22 protein-coding genes and 1 pseudogene are annotated in these 20675 nt (G+C 70.5%); 14 read left to right on the forward strand and 9 right to left on the reverse strand.

Features of this window, described 5'->3' with window-relative positions; genetic code table 11:
* Positions 1-37 precede the first annotated feature (37 nt).
* Both ACFRMN_RS24430 and ACFRMN_RS24435 read left to right on the forward strand, forming a co-directional pair.
* Positions 38-961 carry an NADP-dependent oxidoreductase gene (locus ACFRMN_RS24430; protein ID WP_383022826.1) on the forward strand — a complete coding sequence of 308 codons (924 nt, stop codon included), beginning with the start codon at positions 38-40 and terminating at the stop codon, positions 959-961.
* A gap of 141 nt (positions 962-1102) precedes the next feature.
* On the forward strand, positions 1103-1657 hold the full coding sequence (locus tag ACFRMN_RS24435) for an ATP-binding protein (RefSeq protein WP_383022828.1): 555 nt from the start codon (positions 1103-1105) through the stop codon (positions 1655-1657).
* Positions 1658-1724: 67 nt separating this feature from the next.
* Here ACFRMN_RS24435 and ACFRMN_RS24440 read toward each other — a convergent pair whose 3' ends face one another.
* Positions 1725-2285 (reverse strand): sugar O-acetyltransferase, encoded by a 561-nt coding sequence (locus tag ACFRMN_RS24440; protein ID WP_383022941.1) that lies wholly within the window; start codon positions 2283-2285, stop codon positions 1725-1727.
* A gap of 196 nt (positions 2286-2481) precedes the next feature.
* Here ACFRMN_RS24440 and ACFRMN_RS24445 point away from each other — a divergent pair, with 196 nt between their 5' ends.
* Complete coding sequence (locus tag ACFRMN_RS24445; RefSeq protein WP_383022830.1) at positions 2482-3741, forward strand: DUF2786 domain-containing protein; 1260 nt, start codon at positions 2482-2484, stop codon at positions 3739-3741.
* Between the two features lie 86 nt (positions 3742-3827).
* Here the strand turns inward: ACFRMN_RS24445 and ACFRMN_RS24450 are convergent, their stop codons facing one another.
* The 3 genes from ACFRMN_RS24450 to rpmB all read right to left on the reverse strand — a co-directional run bounded on the left by ACFRMN_RS24450 (position 3828) and on the right by rpmB (position 4972).
* Positions 3828-4334 (reverse strand): hypothetical protein, encoded by a 507-nt coding sequence (locus ACFRMN_RS24450; RefSeq protein WP_383022943.1) that lies wholly within the window; start codon positions 4332-4334, stop codon positions 3828-3830.
* 96 nt (positions 4335-4430) lie between these two features.
* Positions 4431-4736, reverse strand: a complete 306-nt coding sequence (gene rpsN / locus ACFRMN_RS24455) for a 30S ribosomal protein S14 (protein WP_383022831.1) — start codon at positions 4734-4736, stop codon at positions 4431-4433.
* Complete coding sequence (rpmB, locus tag ACFRMN_RS24460) at positions 4736-4972, reverse strand: 50S ribosomal protein L28 (protein WP_383022945.1); 237 nt, start codon at positions 4970-4972, stop codon at positions 4736-4738. Before rpmB ends, rpsN begins: the two co-directional genes overlap by 1 nt.
* Before the next feature lie 52 nt (positions 4973-5024).
* On the opposite strand from rpmB, the gene rpmG reads away from it, so the two are divergent.
* The 4 genes and pseudogenes from rpmG to ACFRMN_RS24480 all read left to right on the forward strand — a co-directional run bounded on the left by rpmG (position 5025) and on the right by ACFRMN_RS24480 (position 6373).
* Entirely contained in the window at positions 5025-5189 is a 165-nt protein-coding gene (gene rpmG / locus ACFRMN_RS24465) for a 50S ribosomal protein L33 (RefSeq protein ID WP_365750393.1), read from the forward strand.
* A gap of 82 nt (positions 5190-5271) precedes the next feature.
* A complete protein-coding gene (locus ACFRMN_RS24470) occupies positions 5272-5529 on the forward strand; it encodes a type B 50S ribosomal protein L31 (RefSeq protein WP_383022834.1) in 258 nt (85 codons plus the stop codon).
* Positions 5526-5726 (forward strand): annotated as a pseudogene (locus tag ACFRMN_RS24475) (cobalamin biosynthesis protein CobW); the annotation flags it as partial. The gene ACFRMN_RS24470 and the pseudogene ACFRMN_RS24475, both read left to right, overlap by 4 nt.
* A gap of 404 nt (positions 5727-6130) precedes the next feature.
* Complete coding sequence (locus tag ACFRMN_RS24480) at positions 6131-6373, forward strand: DUF397 domain-containing protein (RefSeq protein WP_030354490.1); 243 nt, start codon at positions 6131-6133, stop codon at positions 6371-6373.
* Between the two features lie 258 nt (positions 6374-6631).
* Here the strand turns inward: ACFRMN_RS24480 and ACFRMN_RS24485 are convergent, their stop codons facing one another.
* Entirely contained in the window at positions 6632-7129 is a 498-nt protein-coding gene (locus ACFRMN_RS24485; RefSeq protein WP_383022835.1) for an ATP-binding protein, read from the reverse strand.
* Between the two features lie 335 nt (positions 7130-7464).
* On the opposite strand from ACFRMN_RS24485, the gene ACFRMN_RS24490 reads away from it, so the two are divergent.
* The 5 genes from ACFRMN_RS24490 to ACFRMN_RS24510 all read left to right on the forward strand — a co-directional run bounded on the left by ACFRMN_RS24490 (position 7465) and on the right by ACFRMN_RS24510 (position 12538).
* Positions 7465-8328 carry a helix-turn-helix domain-containing protein gene (locus tag ACFRMN_RS24490; protein WP_383022837.1) on the forward strand — a complete coding sequence of 288 codons (864 nt, stop codon included), beginning with the start codon at positions 7465-7467 and terminating at the stop codon, positions 8326-8328.
* A gap of 63 nt (positions 8329-8391) precedes the next feature.
* Entirely contained in the window at positions 8392-9858 is a 1467-nt protein-coding gene (locus tag ACFRMN_RS24495; protein WP_383022839.1) for an aldehyde dehydrogenase family protein, read from the forward strand.
* Positions 9859-9926: 68 nt separating this feature from the next.
* Positions 9927-10568, forward strand: coding sequence for a PadR family transcriptional regulator (locus ACFRMN_RS24500; protein WP_383022840.1), 642 nt, complete (start codon positions 9927-9929; stop codon positions 10566-10568).
* 108 nt (positions 10569-10676) lie between these two features.
* Positions 10677-11675 (forward strand): ATP-binding cassette domain-containing protein, encoded by a 999-nt coding sequence (locus ACFRMN_RS24505; RefSeq protein ID WP_383022947.1) that lies wholly within the window; start codon positions 10677-10679, stop codon positions 11673-11675.
* Positions 11676-11791: 116 nt separating this feature from the next.
* On the forward strand, positions 11792-12538 hold the full coding sequence (locus tag ACFRMN_RS24510) for an ABC transporter permease (protein ID WP_383022949.1): 747 nt from the start codon (positions 11792-11794) through the stop codon (positions 12536-12538).
* A gap of 174 nt (positions 12539-12712) precedes the next feature.
* Here ACFRMN_RS24510 and ACFRMN_RS24515 read toward each other — a convergent pair whose 3' ends face one another.
* Positions 12713-14149, reverse strand: a complete 1437-nt coding sequence (locus ACFRMN_RS24515; protein ID WP_383022842.1) for a glutamate decarboxylase — start codon at positions 14147-14149, stop codon at positions 12713-12715.
* An 82-nt stretch (positions 14150-14231) separates the two neighbouring features.
* Positions 14232-15518 carry an ion channel protein gene (locus tag ACFRMN_RS24520; protein ID WP_383022844.1) on the reverse strand — a complete coding sequence of 429 codons (1287 nt, stop codon included), beginning with the start codon at positions 15516-15518 and terminating at the stop codon, positions 14232-14234.
* Between the two features lie 257 nt (positions 15519-15775).
* Here ACFRMN_RS24520 and ACFRMN_RS24525 point away from each other — a divergent pair, with 257 nt between their 5' ends.
* Positions 15776-16537, forward strand: coding sequence for a DedA family protein (locus ACFRMN_RS24525; RefSeq protein ID WP_383022845.1), 762 nt, complete (start codon positions 15776-15778; stop codon positions 16535-16537).
* 66 nt (positions 16538-16603) lie between these two features.
* On the opposite strand, the gene ACFRMN_RS24530 is transcribed toward ACFRMN_RS24525, so the two are convergent.
* Together ACFRMN_RS24530 and ACFRMN_RS24535 are read right to left on the reverse strand one after the other, a co-directional pair.
* Positions 16604-18289: a threonine/serine exporter ThrE family protein gene (locus ACFRMN_RS24530; protein WP_383022847.1), complete on the reverse strand. Its 1686-nt coding sequence runs from the start codon at positions 18287-18289 to the stop codon at positions 16604-16606.
* 233 nt (positions 18290-18522) lie between these two features.
* Positions 18523-19017 (reverse strand): inorganic diphosphatase, encoded by a 495-nt coding sequence (locus ACFRMN_RS24535; protein ID WP_003968257.1) that lies wholly within the window; start codon positions 19015-19017, stop codon positions 18523-18525.
* Positions 19018-19194: 177 nt separating this feature from the next.
* Here ACFRMN_RS24535 and dacB point away from each other — a divergent pair, with 177 nt between their 5' ends.
* Entirely contained in the window at positions 19195-20595 is a 1401-nt protein-coding gene (gene dacB / locus ACFRMN_RS24540) for a D-alanyl-D-alanine carboxypeptidase/D-alanyl-D-alanine-endopeptidase (protein WP_383022849.1), read from the forward strand.
* Positions 20596-20675 lie beyond the last annotated feature (80 nt).

A 20675-nucleotide genomic window follows, 5' to 3' on the forward strand; every position in this document is an offset into this window, starting at 1 on the left:
GAGCCCGCCCAACCGTCCCCACCGTATGGAGGCTGAGATGCAAGCGATCGTTTTCGAGGAGTTCGGCGGCCCGGACGTCCTGCACGTCAAGGAGATCACCGAGCCGCACGCGGGCCCCGGTGAGATCCGGGTGGCCGTGAAGGCGGCGGGCGTCAACCCGCTGGACTACAAGATCCGCCACGGATGGATGGAACAGGCCTTCCCCACCCCGCTGCCCGCCGTACCCGGTGTGGAGATCGCCGGGGTCGTGGACGAGGTCGGCGCCGGGGTCACGGACGTCGCCGTCGGCGATGACGTGCTGGGGTGGTCCGCCACCGGTGCCTACGCGCAGTACGCCCTGGCCGACACGGCCGTACCCAAACCCGCCTCGCTGGGGTGGGCCGAGGCCGCGGCGATCCCGGTCGCCGGGGAGACCGCCGCGCGGGTGCTCGACGAACTGGCGCTGCGCGACGGCGAGACCCTGCTGCTGCACGGGGCGGCGGGCGCCGTCGGGTCGGTGGCGGCCCAGCTCGCGACGGCCCGTGGCGCGATCGTGATCGGCACGGCGTCCCCGGCCAACCACGACTACGTGCGCTCGCTGGGCGCCATCCCCGTGACCTACGGCGACGGGCTGGTCGAACGCGTCCGGTCGGTCGCGCCGCAGGGCGTGGACGCGGTCTTCGACGTGGCGGGCAAGGGAGCGCTGCCCGACTCGATCGAGCTGCGTGGCGGGACGACCGACCGGATCGTCACCATCGCGGACCCGGCCGCCGCCGAACTCGGCGTGGCCTTCTCGTCCGGCGGGTCCGACGGCACGGCGCCCGAGCGTAAGCGCGCCGGCCTCGCGCAGAACGCCCGCCTGGCGGCGGAGGGCGCGCTGCGGCTGCGGATCGCCGGTACGTTCCCGCTCGCGGAAGCGGCACAGGCGCAGCAGACGAGCGAGGACGGTCACGCGAACGGGAAGCTCGTCATCACGCCCTGACGCGTCACGCCCTGAACGGCGGGACACACGGCGCTCGGCCGGAACGCTCGGTGCGGCCTCGTATGGGTGATGTGGCATGGCGGCACTCCTCTCGGGCAACATAGGTTGCTTTCCGTGACCTACTGATGTCCGAGAGTAACGATGCTCACTGACAGTGGACTTGTGCACGATGTCTACGACCAGGGTCCGCCCTGGCTGCCCCTCGCGAGGATCCCGCTCCCGCACCGGCCGGAGGCGGCTCCCAGGGCCCGTCGTCACGCCCGTGAGGTCCTCGCGCTGCGCCGGGTGGACAGCGAGCTGATCGCCACCGTCGAGCTCGCGGTCAGTGAACTCGTCACGAACGCGGTGCGGCACGGCCTCTGCCTCTGCGGCTGCACCCGCGGCACGGTCTCCCTCACCCTGCTGCGGACGGGGAGCCGTCTCCGGGTCGAGGTCGCCGATCCGTCCCGTACGCCCCCGAGGTGGCCCACGGGGATCGAGTCGGTCGACGCGGAGACGGAGGAGGGCCGGGGGCTGCTGCTGGTCACGGCCCTGGCGGCGGACTGGGGCGACCAGGCGGGCCCCACGCGGGGAAAGGTGGTGTGGTGCGAGTTCGCCCCCGCCACTCGCGCCGCCCCCGTGGCCACTCGCGGCGCCACCGCTCCCGCCGCCCCACGCCCTGCCGCCGGGCCCGCCGTCGGCCCACCCGCGAGGTAGCGCCCGCGACAGTGCCCGTGAGGTAGCGGTCGCGAGGTGCGGTCGCGAGGTGCGGTCGCGCCCCGGCTCAGCCCTCCAACTCGCGGATCACCCGCGCGGGATTGCCCACCGCCAGCACACCCGCCGGGAGATCCTTCGTCACCACCGACCCCGCGCCGACGACCGTGTTCTCGCCGATCGTCACTCCCGGGCAGACGATCACCCCGCCGCCCAGCCAGACGTTGTCACCGATCGTCACCGGCGACGCCTTCTCCCAGCCCGCGCGGCGCCGTTCCGCGCCGAGTTCATGGGTCGGGGTGAGGAGTTGGACATTCGGTCCTATCTGGACGTCCGATCCGACGGTGATCGGCGCCGCGTCGAGGAAGACCGCGTTGAAGTTGATGAACGTACGGGCGCCGATACTGATGTACGTCCCGTAGTCGCACTGGAAGGGCGGCCGGATACGGACATCCTCCCCCACCGAACCGAGCAGTTCCGCAAGGATCTTGGCGCGATCGGCCGGCGCGGCGCCGCCGTTCGCGTTGTACGCCGCGCACAGCGCGAAGCGCCGTTCGGTGTCCGCGCCCAGCTCCTCGTCGTCGGGGAGGTACCACTCCCCGGTCAGCATGCGCCGCTTGTTCTCGCCCATGGACGCCCTCTCTGTCATCGGTCGGATCTGTCATCGGTCGGAGGCGTCCACGGTAGTGCGCCGTACGAAACGGCCATGAGATATCCACAGCCTGTGGACAAAGATCGCCGAAGGGGACCTGCGACCATCGGAACGCGGCAAGGAGCAGTTCCGAGGAGGCACCCCGCATGATCATGGAGCACAGCGAGGCCGCGGCATGACCGACCAGGACGCCGCCGGCGCGGCGGCCCGTACCGTCGAGCGCGCCCTCACGGCCGTACTCTCCGCCCGGACCGGGGACGGCGGCGGTGCCGACGGCATCGACACCGGCGCCTCCCTCCTCGCCGCGGATCCGGCGGCGGACGCCGAACTGCGGCGGCGCGGCGAGCGGTTCGTACGGCTGGCCTGGGAGCGCGGCTGGCAGCCCGCCGATGTCGTACGGCTCGTACGCCGTGACCTCGACGGCCCGCACCTGCGGCTTTTCGCCGAGCTGACAGCCGCGGAGGCGCGGCGCTACGAGCGGCTGCCGCCGCGCTGGGCCGCCCAGCTCGCGGATCTCGACGAGGCGCGGGCAGCGCGTCCCTACCGGGCCGACCGCTTCTCGTACGCCACCGCCGTACTGGAGTTGTATCTGCTGCTCATCCGGCTGCCCGCGATCGAACCGGTCGGTCCCGTGCCCGGTACGCCTCTCCATCTGACCGCCCCCGCGGACGGCGAGCCGCGCATGCTCACCCGGATCCGCGCCCTGCTCGCCAAGGCCGAGGCGACCGGATATCCGCAGGAGGCGGAGGCGCTCACCGCCAAGGCGCAGGAGCTGATGGCGCGGCACAGCATCGACGAGGCGCTGCTCGCCGACCGTACCCACCGGGGCGATGTGCCCGGCGCGTGCCGGATCGGGGTGGACGCTCCGTACGAGACGGCGAAGGCGATCCTGCTCGACGCCGTGGCCTCCGCGAACCGCTGCCGTGCCGTCTGGAACAGCGCGTACGGCTTCTCGACGGTCGTCGGCTTCGAACCGGACCTGGAGGCGGTCGAACTGCTCCATACCTCGCTGCTGGTCCAGGGCACGGCCGCGATGACCCGCGCGGAGGCCGCTCAACGGGCGGCCGGGCGCAAGCGGACGAAGACCTTCCGGCAGTCGTTCCTGCTGGCGTACGCCCATCGCATCGGCGAACGCCTGGCCCTGGCCACGGAACAGGTGACGGCGGAGCAGCTGACCGAGGAGCGAGCGGACCGGCCGGACAAGGACGTTGGCGGGCTGCTGCCCGTACTCGCCGCCCGCGAGGTGGCGGTGGCCGACCGTACGGACCGGATGTTCCCGGAGACGGTGGCCACGCGCGTGCGCGGGGCGACGGACGCCGAGGGCTGGACCCATGGCACCTCCGCGGCGGACGCGGCGCGGGTGCCGGGCGGGACGGACTCGCCCGACAGGCCGGGCGGGACGGATCGGCGTGGCCGTATCCGCCCCGCCCGCTGATCGCCCCAGTCGGCCAGGCAGGCATCATGACGCGATCACGACGGCACTACCGCGATCACGACGGCATGACCGCGATCGCGACGGCATTACGGCGTCGGCAGGTCGCTCGGCAGTCCGTCCGGCAGCTTGTTGTCCCCGGCCTTCGCCAGCGTGTCCTTCAGGCCCTTGCCCCAGGAGATCACCAGGGTCTTGCCGTCATTCGACTCGATCGTCCCCATCGTGCGGTCGGTGTTGCCGTCGGCGCACTTGAGGGAGAACATCGGCTCGCCCATGTCCTCCACCGCGCCCTGGCAGACATGCTGGTCCGCGACCAGCGCGACCTTGCCGGACTTGACCGACAGGGCGACGGTCTTGCCGTCGCTCAGCCCGGCCCAGGTGCCCTCGACGCTCGCCGCGTCCGCGTCCGCGCCGGAGCCGGAGCCCGAGTCCGCGGTCGAACCGGAGCCCTCGCCGCCGGTCCCGCTCGGTGCCGTGGCGCCGCCCTCGTCCTTGGCCGGGTCGCCCCCGCTGTCACCGCCGCAGCCCGTGAGCGCGAGTGCGAGCGCCGTGACGAGCCCGGCCGCGGCCGCACTGGTCCGTACGAGTTTCTGCACGTTCAAGTCCCCCTAGGGCCTATCGATTGGATCTTGCCGGGCTCGCGGGGCCTGATCCAAACGATAGGCCCTGGTCGGTGGCCGGACCGCGCAAAACTACCAGGAGGACTTACGCACTCCGGGAAGGAATCCGGCGTGCGCCTGCTCGCGCATCCGCACCCTGGACAGGCCGAACTTCCTGAGATGGCCGCGTGGCCGGCCGTCCACACTGTCCCGGTTCCGCACTCGCGTGGCGCTCGCGTCGCGCGGCTGACGTCGCAATTCATCCCGGGCGGCCGGCCGTTGGCCGTCGGGCGTGCCGGGGCGGCGGATCAACTCCTTCAACTCGGCGCGGCGTACGGCGTACCGCTCCACGACCTCCTTGCGCCGGTCATTGCGGACGATCTTGCTCTTCTTCGCCATCAGACGTTTACCCCCCGGGCACGGATCCGGGCGACGGCGGCCTCGATGCCGATGGAGTCGATGGTCTTGATCGCCTTGGCGCTGAGGGTGAGCCGGACATGCCTGCCCTCGCTCGGCAGCCAGTAGCGCTTGCGCTGGACGTTGGGGTCGAAGCGGCGCGGAGTGCGCCGGTGCGAGTGGGAGATCCGGTTACCGAAGCCGGGCTTCGCCCCGGTCAGCTGGCAGTGGGCGGACAAGGTCACACATCCTTCTTTTTGGAAATGGAAACCATTTCCATATACTAGCCCCATGGCACGCAACGAACTGCGCCCGATCATCAAGCTCCGCTCCACCGCGGGGACCGGCTACACGTACGTCACCCGCAAGAACCGCCGTAACAACCCGGATCGCCTGACCCTGCGCAAGTACGACCCGCTCCTGCGCCGGCACACCGACTTCCGCGAAGAACGCTGACCCACGGCGACAAGAAGAGAAGCAACAAGAAGAGACGTACGAAGACCCGTATGAAGAGAACGAAGAGAACGAAGAGGCCGACATGAAGCCCGGAATCCACCCGGCGTACCAGCCCGTCGTCTTCCGCGACAAGGCCGCGGACTGCGCCTTCCTCACCCGCTCGACCGCCACCGCCGAGAAGACGGTCGTCTGGGAGGACGGCCACACCTACCCCGTCATCGATGTCGAGATCTCCTCGGCGAGCCACCCCTTCTATACGGGTACCGCGCGCGTCCTCGACACCGCCGGCCGCGTGGAGCGCTTCGAACGCCGCTACGGCCGCCGCCCCGGGGCCCGATAGTGGGAGACACCGGCAGTGGACTCCCCGTCGCGATCGTCTGCGGGCCGCACTCCGACGCCCGCGAGGCGGCCGTACGGCGGCTTCTCGCCACCGTGCCCGGCAGCGTCGCGCTCCACCACGATCTGTCGGCGGCCACGCGCGGCTCCGTCGTGCGTACCGTCCGCGACGCCACCGCGCTGCTCTCCACGGACGCGGCCGGCGGCGCGCTCTGCGTGGAGAGCGTGGGCCCCTGGCCGGCGGCGCTGCCCGACGCCGCCTGATCAAGAACGCCCGGGAGACGGCGCTGCTGCCGTACCGCACGACGCCGCGCTGACCGCCGGACAGCGTCCCGCGACCGCCGCACAGAGGCTCCCCGCGCTCGAACCGCGTGGGGAGTCTTCCTGTCTTCGCGGGGTACGTGAACAGCATTCGGCCCGGCGAGGGATCCGGAAGGCCCTGAAACGCGTCTCTATGGACAGCGCGGGGGATCGGGGCCGGGGGCGGCGACTGTAACCAAAGGAACACCCCGCGTGCACGTGCATTTGCTCATGCATCAGCACATGAAACACAGCTATGATCCGAGAAAGTTGACGACTGCACCTTGCAACTCGGGGAGCGACCTGTGCACCACGTGTACAACGGCATTACGGCCACAGAGCTTCACGGAGTCGTCTGGCAGAAGAGCAGGCACAGCAACTCCCAAGGATCGTGCGTGGAGTTCGCCAAGCTGCCCGGCGGCGAGGTGGCGGTACGCAACTCACGCCACCCCGACGGTCCGGCGCTGGTCTACACGATCGCCGAGATCGAGGCCATGCTGCTGGGCGTCAAGGATGGGGAGTTCGACCATCTGACGGCGGGCGGCTGACCGAAAAAGGGCGGCTGAGCGTACGGCACGTCAGGTTCCGGCCAATTTCCAGGGCCCGATGGCCGAAATGGTCCGCTGTCAAGCCACCGTCAAGCCCGTACCAGCATCAGTACCTACCGGTGAGCGGTAGCCCGTACCAGGCGCTCGTGCCGACGACCGACGTCCGACGATCGACGTCCGACAATCGATGACCGATGACCGATGACCGATGACCGACGACCGACAACCGATGACCGAAGCGTCGGCCGGTGCGGCCCGTCAGTCGGCCGTCTGAAGCTGGAACAGCGCCCAGACCACCTTGCCGTGCAGAGATCCCGCCAGTGGGTGCCAGCCCCAGGTGTCGCTGAACGACTCGACGAGGAACAGTCCCCGGCCGGACTCCGCCGCGCAGTCCTCCTCGGTCTTCCGCGCCTCCGGGCTCGCGTGGCTGGGGTCCCGTACCGCGCACACCAGCCGCGACGACCACCGCATCAGGTGCAGTCGTACGGGAGCGTCCTGGGGCTCGCGCGGGGTGTCGGCCGGCAGGGCGTGCCGCAGCGCGTTGGTGACGAGTTCGGAGACGACCAGCGCGACGTCGTCGAAGCGATCGCTCAGCTCCCACTGGGTCAGGGTGTTCCTGGTGAAATGCCGTGCCCCGCGCACCGCTTCATAGCGGGCGGGCAGGGCGCACGACACGGAACCGGCGGCCGCCGAGGGATCGATGGGGGGAAGCCCCTGCCTTAATGGCTTGAGCATGGTCGATCCATCCGTCCCCATGCGAGGCACTCCCGGGATTCGCGGCCGTAGCGATACTGCGGTGGTCCAGAGTCACATCACGTCAATCACGAACGAGCACGCAGGTGCGCGGGGACCATGGTTCCGAATGCGTACGGCAGATGCAAGGGCAGATGCACGTGCACGCGCCGGACTTCGCCCGTCCCGTGCCGGTTCTGGGGCATTTCTTCCCGTGACCAGTTTTATCCTCTCCGCAAAGCCTTCTTATTTCCGTAATCGAATGAGTACGGGCTGAAGCGTTTTGATGGCAGAATCCGGCACTTGGAGTTGCGGGGGTGCTCCGGGGAGATCCACATGTGATGGGGAGGGTTGGAGACGTGACCGCAGCCGAATCGGGCGGTTCCGTGGTGCGGCGCATCCTGCTGGGCTCACAACTGAGGCGGCTGCGCGAGACGCGCGGCATCACACGTGAGGCCGCCGGCTACTCGATCCGCGCATCCGAGTCCAAGATCAGCCGTATGGAGTTGGGACGGGTGAGCTTCAAGGCCAGAGACATCGAGGACCTGCTGACCCTCTACGGGGTCGCCGACGAGGGCGAGCGCGCTGCCCTTCTCGGCCTCGCCCGGGAGGCCAATGTCGCGGGGTGGTGGCACAGCTTCGGCGATGTGCTGCCCGGCTGGTTCCAGACATATATCGGTCTCGAAGGCGCCGCCTCACTGATCCGTATCTATGAAGTGCAGTTCGTGCACGGTCTGTTGCAGACCGAGGCGTACGCGCACGCCGTCGTCACCCGTGGCCAGCCCGAGGCGCCCCGCGCCGAGGTGGAGCGCCGCGTCGCGCTCCGGCTGGAGCGGCAGAAGGTCCTCGTCTCCGAGCGCGCGCCGCGCTTCCACGCCATCCTCGACGAGGCGGCGCTGCGCCGCCCGTACGGCGAGCGCTCCGTGATGCAGGGGCAGTTGAGGCATCTGATCGAGATCTCGGAGCAGCCGAACATCACGCTCCAGGTGATGCCCTTCAGCTTCGGCGGCCACGCGGGCGAGAGCGGTGCCTTCACCATGCTGAGCTTCCCCGAGTCGGATCTCTCCGACGTCGTCTTCCTGGAGCAGCTGACCAGTGCGCTGTATCTGGACAAGCGCGAGGAGGTCGCCCAGTACGAACGGGTGATGGAGCGACTACAGCAGGACAGCCCGGGATCCGAGGAGAGCCGAGATGTCCTGCGCGGACTACTCCAACTGATCTGAGACATCAGTACGATGGCCTCATATCAGGAGTTTGCACCTGCAGCACCTGCAGTAAGGGATCGCATGTCCTACTTCACCGACCTGGCCCACCAGTACATCGACGGCGAGTGGCGGACCGGCAGCGGCTCGTGGGACATCATCGACTTCAACCCGTACAACGGGGAGAAGCTCGCGGCCATCACGATCGCCACCGTCCGGGAGATCGACGAGGCGTACCGCGCCGCCGAACGCGCCCAGCCCGACTGGGCCGCGACCAATCCGTACACCCGTCGCCGGGTCTTCGAGCGTGTCCTCAGGCTGGTCGAGGAGCGCAAGGACGACATCATCGAGGCGATCATCGACGAGCTGGGCGGTACGCGGCTCAAGGCGGTGTACGAGGTCAGTGCCGCGCAGGAGTTCCTGCGCGAGGCCGTACAGCTGTCGCTGCGGCCCGAGGGCCGGATCCTGCCGTCCCCGGTGGACGGCAAGGAGAACCGCGTCTACCGGCTGCCGGTCGGTGTCATCGGCGTGATCACGCCCTTCAACTTCCCCTTCCTTGTGACGATCAAGTCGGTGGCGCCCGCGCTGGCGCTCGGCAACGCCGTCGTGATCAAGCCCAACCAGAACGCGCCGGTCGTCGGCGGCGGGCTCATAGCCAAGCTCTTCGAGGACGCGGGTCTGCCGGCCGGGCTGCTCAACGTCGTGGTGACGGATATCGCGGAGGTCGGGGACGCGCTCATCGAGCACCCCGTGCCGAAGGTGATCTCGTTCGCCGGCTCGGACCGGGTCGGCCGTCATGTCGGCGCGGTGGCGGGCGGCAACTTCAAGCGGGCGATACTCGAACTGAGCGGCAACAGCGCGCTGGTCGTCCTCGACGATCTCGACGAGGCGGGGCTGGACTACGCGGTCGACGCGGCGGTCGTCAGCCGCTTCGTCTACCAGGGCCAGGTCTGTATGGCCGCCAACCGGATCCTCGTGGACCGCGCCGTCGAGGAGCGGTTCACCGAGAAGTTCGTGGCGAAGGTGGCGTCGCTCAGGACCGGCGATCCGCGCGACCCCGAGACCCAGATCGGCCCGGTCATCAACTCCTTCCAGGCGGACGCCCTGACGGCGCTGGTGGACCAGGCGCTGGCGGAGGGCGCGACCGCGCTCGTACGGGGGCGTACCCGCGGCAATCTGGTGGAGCCGACGGTGCTGGCGGGCCTGGACGAGAGCTCCCCGCTGATGCGGCAGGAGATCTTCGGCCCCGTGGTGCTGCTGGTCCCGTTCGACGGGGAGGAAGAGGCGGTACGGCTCGCCAACAACACGCCGTACGGGCTGAGCGGGGCCGTGCACACCGCGAACGTGGAGCGTGGCGTCGCGTTCTCCAAGCGGATCGTCACCGGCATGATGCACGTCAATGACTCGACCGTGCAGGACGAGCCGCTGGTGGCCTTCGGCGGGGAGAAGTTCTCGGGGCTCGGCCGGCTCAACGGCGACTCGACGGTGGAGGCGTTCACGACGCAGAAGTGGATCTCGGTGCAGCACGGCCGTACCGCGTTCCCCTTCTGACGAGTCGCGCGGTCGTGCTGTCGCGGGCCCGGCGGGGGCGTCGCGCTCCGGAGTCATAACCTGGAGCAATGTCAGCGATCCGTTTGCTCGTGCTCTGCGCGGTCCGCCAGCACGGCCGGGCCCACGGCTATCAGGTACGCAATGACCTGGAGTACTGGGGCGCCCACGAGTGGTCCAACGCCAAACCCGGCTCGATCTATCACGCGCTCAAGCAGATGGCGAAGCAGGGCGTGCTGCTGGCGCACGAGGTCGCGCCGAGCACGGCGGGCGGGCCGCCGCGTACCGAGTACGAGATGACGGAGGCGGGCCGCGAGGAGTATCTGCGGCTCGTGCGTGAGGCGCTGACCGTCTACGACCAGAAGATGGACGTGCTGTCGGCGGGGATCGGCGCCATCGTCGATCTGCCGCGCGCCGAGGTCGTGGAACTGCTCAAGGAGCGGGTGGCCGGAATCGAGGCCTGGCGGGCCGCGGTGACCGAGCACTACGTGCCCGAGGAAGGCCCGGAACAGCTCGGGCACATCGGCGAGATCATGAACCTGTGGGTGCACTCGGCGGACTCGGGCGCGGAGTGGACGCGGGGTCTGATCAAGCGCATCGAGGGCGGTGCGTACACCTTCGCGGGTGAGGGCGAGCCCTTTGTGGCGGTGGTCGGCGAGGGCGAGGAGAACCCGTACGCGACGGGCGTTCCCCATGACGGAGATCATCGCTAATCAAGTTTGACCAATCGAGGGGCCGGGGTTACTCTTCCCGCTCGGTAGTCAAGTTTGATTACCCGGTGGGAGGCGAAGACGTTGACCGATGTGGCCGAAGTGGCCGAGGTGACCGACGTGATCGTGGTGACGGGAGCAAGGAAGCGGTACGGCGAGAAGTGGGCCCTCGACGGGTTCGATCTGACGGTGGAACGCGGCACGGTGCACGGCGTGCTCGGGCCGAACGGCGCGGGCAAGACCACGGCCGTACGGATCCTGACCACGCTGCTGCGGCCCGACGAGGGGCTGGTGCGGGTGGCCGGGCTCGATGTGCGCACCCGTGCGCGCGACGTACGGCGAAGGATCGGGCTGCTGGGGCAGCACGCGGCCCTGGACGAGGATCTGAGCGGCCGGCAGAACCTGGAGATGTTCGGACGGCTCTACCACCTCGGCGCCCGGCGCTCGGGGGAGCGGGCCGATGAACTGCTGGGGCGGTTCGGTCTGACGGACACCGGGCGCAAGGCCGTCAAGCGGTACAGCGGCGGCATGCGGCGCCGGCTCGATCTGGCGGCGTCCCTGATCACCGACCCGGAGGTGCTCTTCCTGGACGAACCGACGACCGGACTCGACCCGCGCGGCCGGGCGGAGGTGTGGAGCGCGGTGCGCTCGCTGGTCGGCGGCGGTACGACCGTACTGCTGACGACGCAGTATCTGGAGGAGGCCGACCAACTGGCCGACCGTATCTCGGTGGTGGACAGCGGACGGGTCATCGCGGAGGGCACGCCGGACGAACTCAAGGCGCGGATCGGCGGCGACCGCATCGATGTCGTACTGCGCGACGCGGACCGGCTCGCGGACGGCGCGCGGGCGCTGGCGCGCGCAACGGGTACGCACGCCGTCAGTACGGACGTGGACCGGCGGCTGCTGAGCGCGCCGGTGGCGGACCGGATGGCGGCGCTGACGGAGACCGTACGGACCCTGCACACGGAGGGGATCGAGGCGGAGGACATCGCGCTGCGCCGGCCGACGCTGGACGAGGTCTTCCTCCAGCTCACGGGCAAGGACGCCACCGCGAAGAGCGAGCGGGACGGGGCCGCCCCGCGGAACCGACAGGTGGTGACGGCGTGACGACGGTGAACGCCACGGCATCGGCGTCCACGGACAGGGGTCCGGGCTCGGGCACGGGCTCGGGCACGGGCCCTGAAGGCAGCAGGCTCGGCTGGGCGCTCGCCGACTCCTGGACCATGACCCGGCGCGAACTCGCCCGCTGGGCACGGCAGCCGGTCCAGATCGTCGTCGGACTCGTCTTCCCGGTGATGCTGCTGCTGATGTTCGGCTATCTCATCGGCGGCGGACGGGGGATCGAGGGGGCGTACGTCGACTTCCTCGTCCCCGGCATGCTCGCCCTGACCATGGCCTTCGGCCTGGAGTCCACGATGCTCGCCGTCACCCAGGACCTGAACAAGGGGGTGGTGGACCGCTTCCGCTCGATGCCCATGGCGTCGTCGGTGGTCCTGGTGGGCCGGAGCGTGGCGGACATGCTCCAGTCGGCGGTCAGCCTGATCGTGATGACCGGCGTCGGCTACGCGATCGGCTGGCGCTGGCACGAGGGCACCGCGTCCTTCCTCGGCGCCCTCGGACTGCTGCTGCTGTTCCGGTTCGCGATGCTCTGGCTCGGCATCCAGCTGGCGATGGTGGCGGGCCGCCCCGAGATGGTGCAGGCGGTCCAGATCCTGGTCTGGCCGATCGGCTTCCTCTCCAACGCGTTCGCGACACCGGAGTCCATGCCGGGCTGGCTGGGCGCGGTCGTGGAGTGGAACCCGATGTCGGCGACGGCGACGGCGGTACGCGATCTGTTCGGCAGCCCGGGCGCGGTGGGCGGTTCCTGGCCGGCGGAGCACGCCGGGACGCTGGCGGTCCTATGGCCGGTGGTGCTGCTCGCGCTCTTCTTCCCGCTGGCGGTACGGCGGTTCGGGAGGCTCAGCCGCTGACCTCGTACGGGGTCGGTCCCGCCTGCTCGGCGACGCCCGGCACGTACGCTCGCGGCGTTGTCGGGATCACCCCAGTACATCCAGTACTGGGGCGACCCTCCGCCTTGCGATCGCACGCACCGGCCGCCTCCGAGCCCGCCCTCCGGGCGGACGGCGCTACTTTGAAGACAGGACCTAGTGGTGGAAGGCCGTCGCCTTCGACCTGTCCCGCCCCAATGGGGCCTCCTGGCCGCGTAGTTCTGGCAGTACCCGCTTCAGGTCGGCCACCAGCAGCGCCGCCAGGTCGGCCGAGAAGCCATTGCGGCAGACCACCCGCAGCACGGACAGATCCTGGCGGTTGGCGGGGAAGGTGTACGCGGGTACGAGCCAGCCGTGCTCGCGCAGCCGGCGCGAGACGTCGAAGACATCGAAGGACGTCACGCCGGGGGCGGTGGTGAAGGCGAACACCGGCAGTTCGTTCCCGCGCGTGAGCAGCCGGAAGTCGCCCATCTCCTCGATCCGCCCGGCCAGTCTCCCGGCGATGTCCCGCGCCGTCTGCTGGACGGCGCGGTAACCGTCCCTGCCCAGCCGCAGGAAGGTGTAGTACTGCGCGACGACCTGCGCGCCCGGCCGGGAGAAGTTCAGCGCGAACGTGGGCATGTCACCGCCCAGGTAGTTGACGCGGAAGACCAGTTCCTCGGGGAGTTCGGCGGGCGAGCGCCACAGCGCCCAGCCGACGCCCGGGTAGACCAGCCCGTACTTGTGCCCCGAGGTGTTGATGGAGGAGACGCGCGGCAGCCGGAAGTCCCAGACCAGGTCCTTGTCGAGGAAGGGCGCCACCATGGCCCCCGACGCCCCGTCGACATGGACGGGGATGTCGAGCCCCGTACGCTTCTGGAGCGCGTCCAGCGCCGCGCACAGCTCGGCGACGGGTTCGTACGACCCGTCGAAGGTGGAGCCCAGGACGGTGACCACCCCGATGGTGTTCTCGTCGCAGAGGTCGGCGGCGGCCCGCGGGTCGAGATGGAAGCGCTCGCCCTCCATGGGCACCTGTCGCGCCTCGACCTCCCAGAAGTTGCAGAACTTGTCCCAGCAGACCTGCACGTTGATGCCCATGACGAGATTGGGCCGGGCCGTCGCCGGATAGCGCGAGGCGTTGCGCGCGGTCCAGCGGCGCTTGAGCGCCATGCCGGCCAGCATGCAGGCCTCACTGGATCCCGTCGTCGAGCAGCCGACGGTCGTCGCCGGATCGGGGGCGTTCCAGAGGTCGGCGAGCATCGCCACACAGCGCCGCTCCAGTTCGGCGGTGCGCGGGTACTCATCCTTGTCGATCACGTTCTTGTCCCGGCACTCCGACATCAGGGTCGTGGCCTGCGGCTCCATCCAGGTGGTGACGAAGGTGGCGAGGTTGAGCCGCGAGTTGCCGTCGAGCATCAGCTCGTCGTGGACCAGCTGGTACGCGGTGTCCGGCGGGGTCGGGCCGTCGGGAAGCCGCTGGGTGGCCGGCGCCGAGGTCATCTCGCTGGTCGGATCGGCCTCCCCGTAGAAGGGGTTGATCGAGAGCCTGAGCACCTCGTCGCGTTCGCTCCGGGGCACTCCGGCCGCCTTGTCCGCGCCTCGGTGGAGTGGCATCGGCGGATCTCCTCGGGATGGGTACGGTTCCCCTCGCGAGAATACGGACGAAAGCGGCGAACCGCCCGCCGGGTTCGGGGGGTCACCGCAGGGGCGTGCCGTCCTCGCTCAGCTGCATCCGAGGGCGGCCGGTGACGACCAGCCAGGCGGGCAGGGCGGCGACGCAGAGCAGCGGCAGCACATTGGGATCGGCGACCAGGACCGCCGCGGTGAACAGGCTGAGCCAGCCCTGCCGGGTGATGGCGAGCAGGATGCCGAGCACCCCGCAGACCACCCCCAGGCCGGGCTGTACGGCCGGGACCAGCGCGTGGGCGCAGAGGCCCAGCGCGACCCCGACGAAGACGGCGGGGAAGATCCGCCCGCCCCGGAAGCCGCAGGCGGCGGCGGTGACCAGCGCGGCCAGCTTCACCACCGTCATCAGCGCGAACGAGCCCGCCGACCAGCCATCCGGATCGGCGGCCAGCGTCTTCACCTCGTCCAGCCCCTTGAACAGCGTCAGCGGCCCGCCGAGCGCCCCCAGCAGACCGAGGACCAGCCCGCCGGAGGTGACCGCGAGGACGGGGTGGCCGAGACGCCGGAAGGCGGCGTGGACGTACGGGAACGCGTAGTTGGCCGCCAGCCCCAGCGCCGCCGCGAGCGGGGCGATCACGAGCGCCGCCAGCAGATCGCTCCAGTGGGTGCCGGTGTACGCGGGCAGGGCGAGGTCGAAGGCCGGATGGGCGACCAGGGCGGTGATGAGCGCGCCCGCGCCGGCCGCGATCAGCGGACCGAACAGCTTGTCCCAGAGCGAGCCGGGGCCGGGCCGCGCGGCGAGTGTCTCGGTCAGGACCAGCGCCGCAGCCACGGGCGTACCGAACAGCGCTCCGATCGTGCCCGCGGCGGCGAGGGAGAACCAGAGCGCCGCCGGAGCGCCGGGCGCCGCCTTGCGGCCGAGCCAGTAGGCGAGCGCGACATTGGTGGCGGTGATCGGGTTCTCCGGGCCGAGGCTCACCCCGCCGGCCAGCGCCAGCACCGTGACCACCAGCAGCCCCGGCACCACCCCGGGGCGCATCGGTTCGTCGACCAGCCCGGTGGTGGCCGGGTCCGGTCCGGCGTGTCCATGCACCTGCCGTACGACGATCCCCACCGCGATCCCGGTGGCCGTGAGCATCACGATCATCCAGAGCGTGGAGTAGCGGCCGACCCCGAGGGCGTCGGGGAGCGTCCCCCACAGCACGTCCTCCAGCTGATGCGCGATCTCGCTCACGCCCAGCAGTACGAGCGCCGAGGCGGCGCCGACCAGGAGAGAGGGCACGACCAGCGGCAACAGCGTGCGGGCCGAGGGCGAGGGGGCGGCGGAAGGGGCAGCGGACGGAGCGTCATGGGCCACGCGCTCACCGTAACCGCCCGTAACGCCCCCGCGGCCCTTTCCCGGGGCGTCCCGGGAACGCGGTCGCGCCCGGCCGGCACGCGGCTTTGGGCGGGTCTGACCCGGCTGCGTCCGGTGTGGGTCCCCGGCCGGATCCGGAGTGCGTCGCTTAGGGGCCGGGTGGAACCTGGAAGGGAAGGTAGGCGTTGATAGCTTGTGCGCGGCCGACCACGCCGAATTGACGATCGACCGACTAATGACACAGGAGTCCGGAACCCGTGACCACCCTTGCGCTCGGACCCAGCTGGCTGGATCCGGATTATCTGATCGGGACCTTCGGGCTGATCGGTGTTCTGGTCATCGTCTTCGCCGAGTCCGGCCTGCTCATCGGCTTCTTCCTGCCGGGCGACTCGCTGCTCTTCACCACCGGCCTGCTGGTGACGGCCGGCACGCTCAAGACTCCGCTCTGGCTGGTCTGTCTGCTGATCGTGTGCGCCGCGATCATCGGTGACCAGGTGGGTTATCTCTTCGGCCGGAAGGTGGGTCCCGCGCTGTTCAAGCGCCCGGACTCCAAGCTCTTCAAGCAGGAGAACGTCGAGAAGGCGCACGAATTCTTCGAGAAGTACGGCCCCAAGTCGCTGGTCCTCGCGCGCTTCGTGCCCGTCGTCCGTACGTTCACGCCGATCATCGCCGGTGTGAGCCAGATGAACTACCGCTCGTTCATCACGTACAACATCATCGGCGGCACGCTGTGGGGCGCGGGCGTCACGCTGCTGGGGGCCGCGCTCGGCAAGATCGAGTTCGTGACCAAGAACATCGAGATGATCCTGATCGGCATCGTGGTGATCTCGGTGCTGCCGATCGTGATCGAGTTCCTGCGGGCGCGCTCCAAGTCCAAGAAGGACGCCGCGCGGTTGCCCGGCGTCGATGACGGTCTGGTCGGTCCGGGTACGGCCGCGACGGACGGGCGCGCTCCGGGCGCCCCGGGTACGCCGGGCGCCCCGGGCAGCGGTGGCCGCGGCCGTCACGCCAAGCGCTGAACTCCACGAGACCCCTCGGATATCGGGACCCCTCGTACTCGGGATCCCTCAGATATCCGAGACCCCTCAGAAGCCGCGCGTCCGCTTGGCCGCGCGGCGGCTCGACGCCCGGCCCGCCCCCGGCACCGTGAGGAACAGCCGGGCGATCTCCCCACCGAGGTTCACCCCGACGGCGATCGCCAGCGCCAGCGCCACCGCCTGGGACAGCGAGGTGAGCCCGCGGGCCGGCTCGTTCTGCGCGAAGCCCAGCAGCCCGAAGTAGGTCGCCGAGCCGGGCAGCAGCGGTCCGATCGCCGCCGTGATGTAGGGCAGCGCGGAAGCGAACTGGTAGCGCGAGAAGAGCTGTCCGAACAGCCCCACCAGACCGGCGGCGACCGCCGTCGAGGCCACCGGCGAGATACCGCCCACGTCATGCATCGCCGCGTAGACGATCCAGGCCACACCGCCGTTGAGCGAGACCATCAGTACGGTCGAGCGGTCCTGCTGGAGCAGGATCGCGAAGGCGAAGCTCAGCGTCACCGCCGCGAGCGTCTGGGCCACCGGCCGTACCTCGCTGTGCAGCGCGGCTTCCGGCGTCAGCTGCGCGTGCAGCTGAACGCCCAGATACAGCACGAGCAGCACACCGACGACGATCGCGATGAAGAAGTACATGACTTCCAGGAGTCGTGCGGCGGCGGTGATGTAGTAGCCCGTCAGCCCGTCCTGCACCCCCGCCACCAGCGCCCGCCCGGGCAGCAGCGCGAAGAGACCACCGGTGATCACGGCCGAGGGCCGGCCCTCCCACGACACATGCGGGCCCAGCAGCGTCAGCGCCACCCCCATCGCGGCGGGCGGCATCGCGGCCACCACGAACTGATAGAACTCCGGCAGCCCGCGCCCGGCGCACAACCAGGCAAGACGGTCGCCGAGCATCGCGCCGAGCGCCGCCGCCGCGAACACCACCACGCCACCGCCGACCAGCACGGACGCCGCCCCGGCCAGCAGTCCGCTCGACACGGTCAGCGCCCAGCCGGGGTACGGGTGCCGGTTACGGCGGATCTCCGCGAGCCGCCGGTACGCCTCCTCCAGCGTGACGTCCGTGTCCTCGGTGGTGATGTCGTCGATGAGCGTGTAGACGGCGGACAGCCGGGTGTAGTCGGTGCCCCGTCTGCGTACGGTCCTGCTGGCCGTCACCGGGTCGTCCACCAGCGACGGCTGATGGGAGATGGACAGCAGGGTGAAGGTGACGGTCGGCTCGCAGCGGTCGAGGCCGTACGCGCGGCTGACCGCGAACATGGCGGCCTCGACATCCTCGGCCCCCTCGCCGCCGGCCAGCAGCAGCTCACCGATACGCAGTGTCAGGTCGAGCACCCGGGGCACGGCCGGCCCCTGGTCGTCGTGGCGCTGGACCCTCTCCGGTACGGGGCGCTCGCCGGACGGCATCCGCAGCAGGGTGCGCATCCGGTCCTGCCAGGGCGCTTCCTTGCTCAGCTGGATCACCGGGACGCCCCGGGTAGGGGTGTACGGGTGGTGCGACCGCCATCCGCCGCCCGCGCCGGACCCGTCGGCCGGCGTACCGCCCGGCAGATCGAAGGCCGAGCCCTCCGGCTCGGCCTGGTGCTCCGTACTCAGCCCCTCGGGAAGGGCGAACTCCGAGCTCGGATGGTCGTCCTCGGGAGGCGGCTGCTCCACTCCGGACGGCGACGTGAAGGCGCTGTGCGCCTCGTCCGTCTGAGGCTTCCGGTCCTCCGGACCGCCGGACTCCGCCACCACCCTCTGCTCCCTCGCTCCTGGGGCCGGATCTCGGCGCCACGCAGCCACACGTCTGCCCAGTATGGGCATGGACATGGGCAGTCACACACGCGGACGGTCCACACACGCGGACGGGCGGCGCACCCCTCGCGGGGGTACGCCGCCCGTCATCCGCCTGCCATCGGCCCGGCGGCCGGCCGGTCACACGCGGGAGCGCGCGGCCGATGCGCGGCCGGTGCGCGGTCAGTGCCTGATCAGTGCGCGCCGCCCTGGGCCTCAAGTCGCTTGTACGAGGCCTCGATCTCGGCCTCGGCCTCGGCGCGGCCGACCCAGTCGGCGCCCTCGACGGACTTGCCGGGCTCCAGGTCCTTGTAGACCTCGAAGAAGTGCTGGATCTCCAGGCGGTCGAACTCCGAGACGTGGTGGATGTCGCGCAGGTGCTCCACCCGGGGGTCGGACGCCGGGACGCACAGCAGCTTGTCGTCGCCGCCGGCCTCGTCCGTCATCCGGAACATGCCGATGGCACGGCACTTGATGAGGCAGCCCGGGAAGGTCGGCTCGTCCAGGATGACCAGCGCGTCCAGCGGGTCGCCGTCCTCGCCGAGGGTGTTCTCGACGAATCCGTAGTCGGCCGGGTAGCTGGTCGAGGTGAAGAGACGACGGTCCAGGCGGATCCGACCGGTCTCGTGGTCCACCTCGTACTTGTTCCGCGAACCCTTAGGGATCTCGATGGTGACGTCGAACTCCACGGGTGGCTCCTCCATGATCAACACATTTGTCAGTGGTGCTGCGTCTTCACGCAGGAGACCCCCCGTCCGGGAGCGGACAGCGGGCCCACTCCTGGCCGGGGTGCCATGCTCGTGGCAAGGCGCAGTGATTAAGTGTCCCCCACGCAGCAGTGTGATCGCGAAAGGGGCTGGTCAACCGTGCTTGAGCCGAAAGTGTGGCAGCTCACGGCGGGTTCCGTCGTGGTCGGCATGGCGCTCGCCGCCACGGCGGTGGCCGCGGCCGGCCCCTGGGACTCCGGTCAGCGTAAGGCCGAGCGGGAGTGGGCGGTCGCGCAGAGCCGTACGGGTGGCGCACATCACGGCCCGTCCGCCCCCCGTACGCCCGAGCCCGCCCCCAGCGCCGCCGGCGTGCTCTCCGCGCTCTCCGCACCCGGTACCGAGCCCCCGAATGCCGGAACCGCGTCCGTGGATCTCAAGAAGAAGCTCGGGCGGCTCCTCGACGACCCCGCGCTCGGTACGGCCCGGTCGGCGTCCGTCATCGACGCCACGACCGGTGAACCGCTGTACGGGAAGGCGGCCGGCACCCCGATGGTCCCGGCCTCCACGGTCAAGATCGCGACGATGGCCGCCGCGCTCTCCGCGCTCGGCCCCGATCACCGCATCGCCACCACGGTGACAGCCACCGCGGACGCCGGGAGGATCACCCTGGTCGGCGGCGGTGACGCGACCCTCGGCCAGGCAGGACTGCGCGCCCTCGCCGACGACACCGCCGGCGCGCTGCGCGACCGGGGCGTCACCAAAGTCGAACTCCGCTACGACACCTCCCTCTACTCCGGCCGCCGGGAACACCCGATCGGCCCCAACGACAACATCGCCCCGGTCGTCGCCCTGATGGCCGATCAGGGCAGGCTCGACACCTCCCGCAGCGGACCCGCCCCCCGCAGCGGCAACCCGGCGGGCGACGCCGCCCGCGTCTTCGCCGGACTGCTGCGCGAGCGAGGCGTCCGTACCTCCGCGGCGCCCGAGCCCGGTAAGACACCCAAGGGCTCGAAGACCGTCGCGCGAACCTACTCGCGCCCGCTCTCCGATCTCGTCGAACGCGCGCTGACCGACAGCGACAACGACATCGCCGAGTCGCTGGCCCGGCAGACCGCCATCGCGGCGCGCGAACCCGCCAGCTTCGAGGGCGCGGGCCGCGCAGTCGCCGCCGAGCTCAAGAAGCTCGGACTGCCGGTCACCGGCGCCCGCTTCGCCGACGGCAGCGGCCTCGACCGCCAGGACAAGGTCAGCGCCGCCCTGCTCACCGCGCTGCTGGCCCGCGCGGCCGACCCCGCGCGCCCGGAGCTGCGCCCCGTACTCACGGGACTGCCGGTCGCCGGGTTCAACGGCACCCTCCGGAGCCGGTTCGCGGACGCCGGGCCCGCAGCCGGACTCATCCGCGCCAAGACCGGCACGCTCACCGGGGTGAACGCCCTGGCGGGCACGGTCGTCGACGCGCGGGGCCGGCTGCTGGCCTTCGCCTTCATGGCGGGCGCCACCCCCGCCCCCGGCACCGCCCAGGAGGCCCTGGACAGGCTCTCCGCGGCCCTGGTCCCATAGGGCCTGTCGAAGTCCCGCCTGGCCCGCGGCGCCCCCTAAGGGTCCCGTAGGGGAAGAACCGGGCCACGCACACCCCACCG

Source organism: Streptomyces sp. NPDC056835 (assembly GCF_042789485.1).
Classification (GTDB): Bacteria; Actinomycetota; Actinomycetes; order Streptomycetales; family Streptomycetaceae; genus Streptomyces.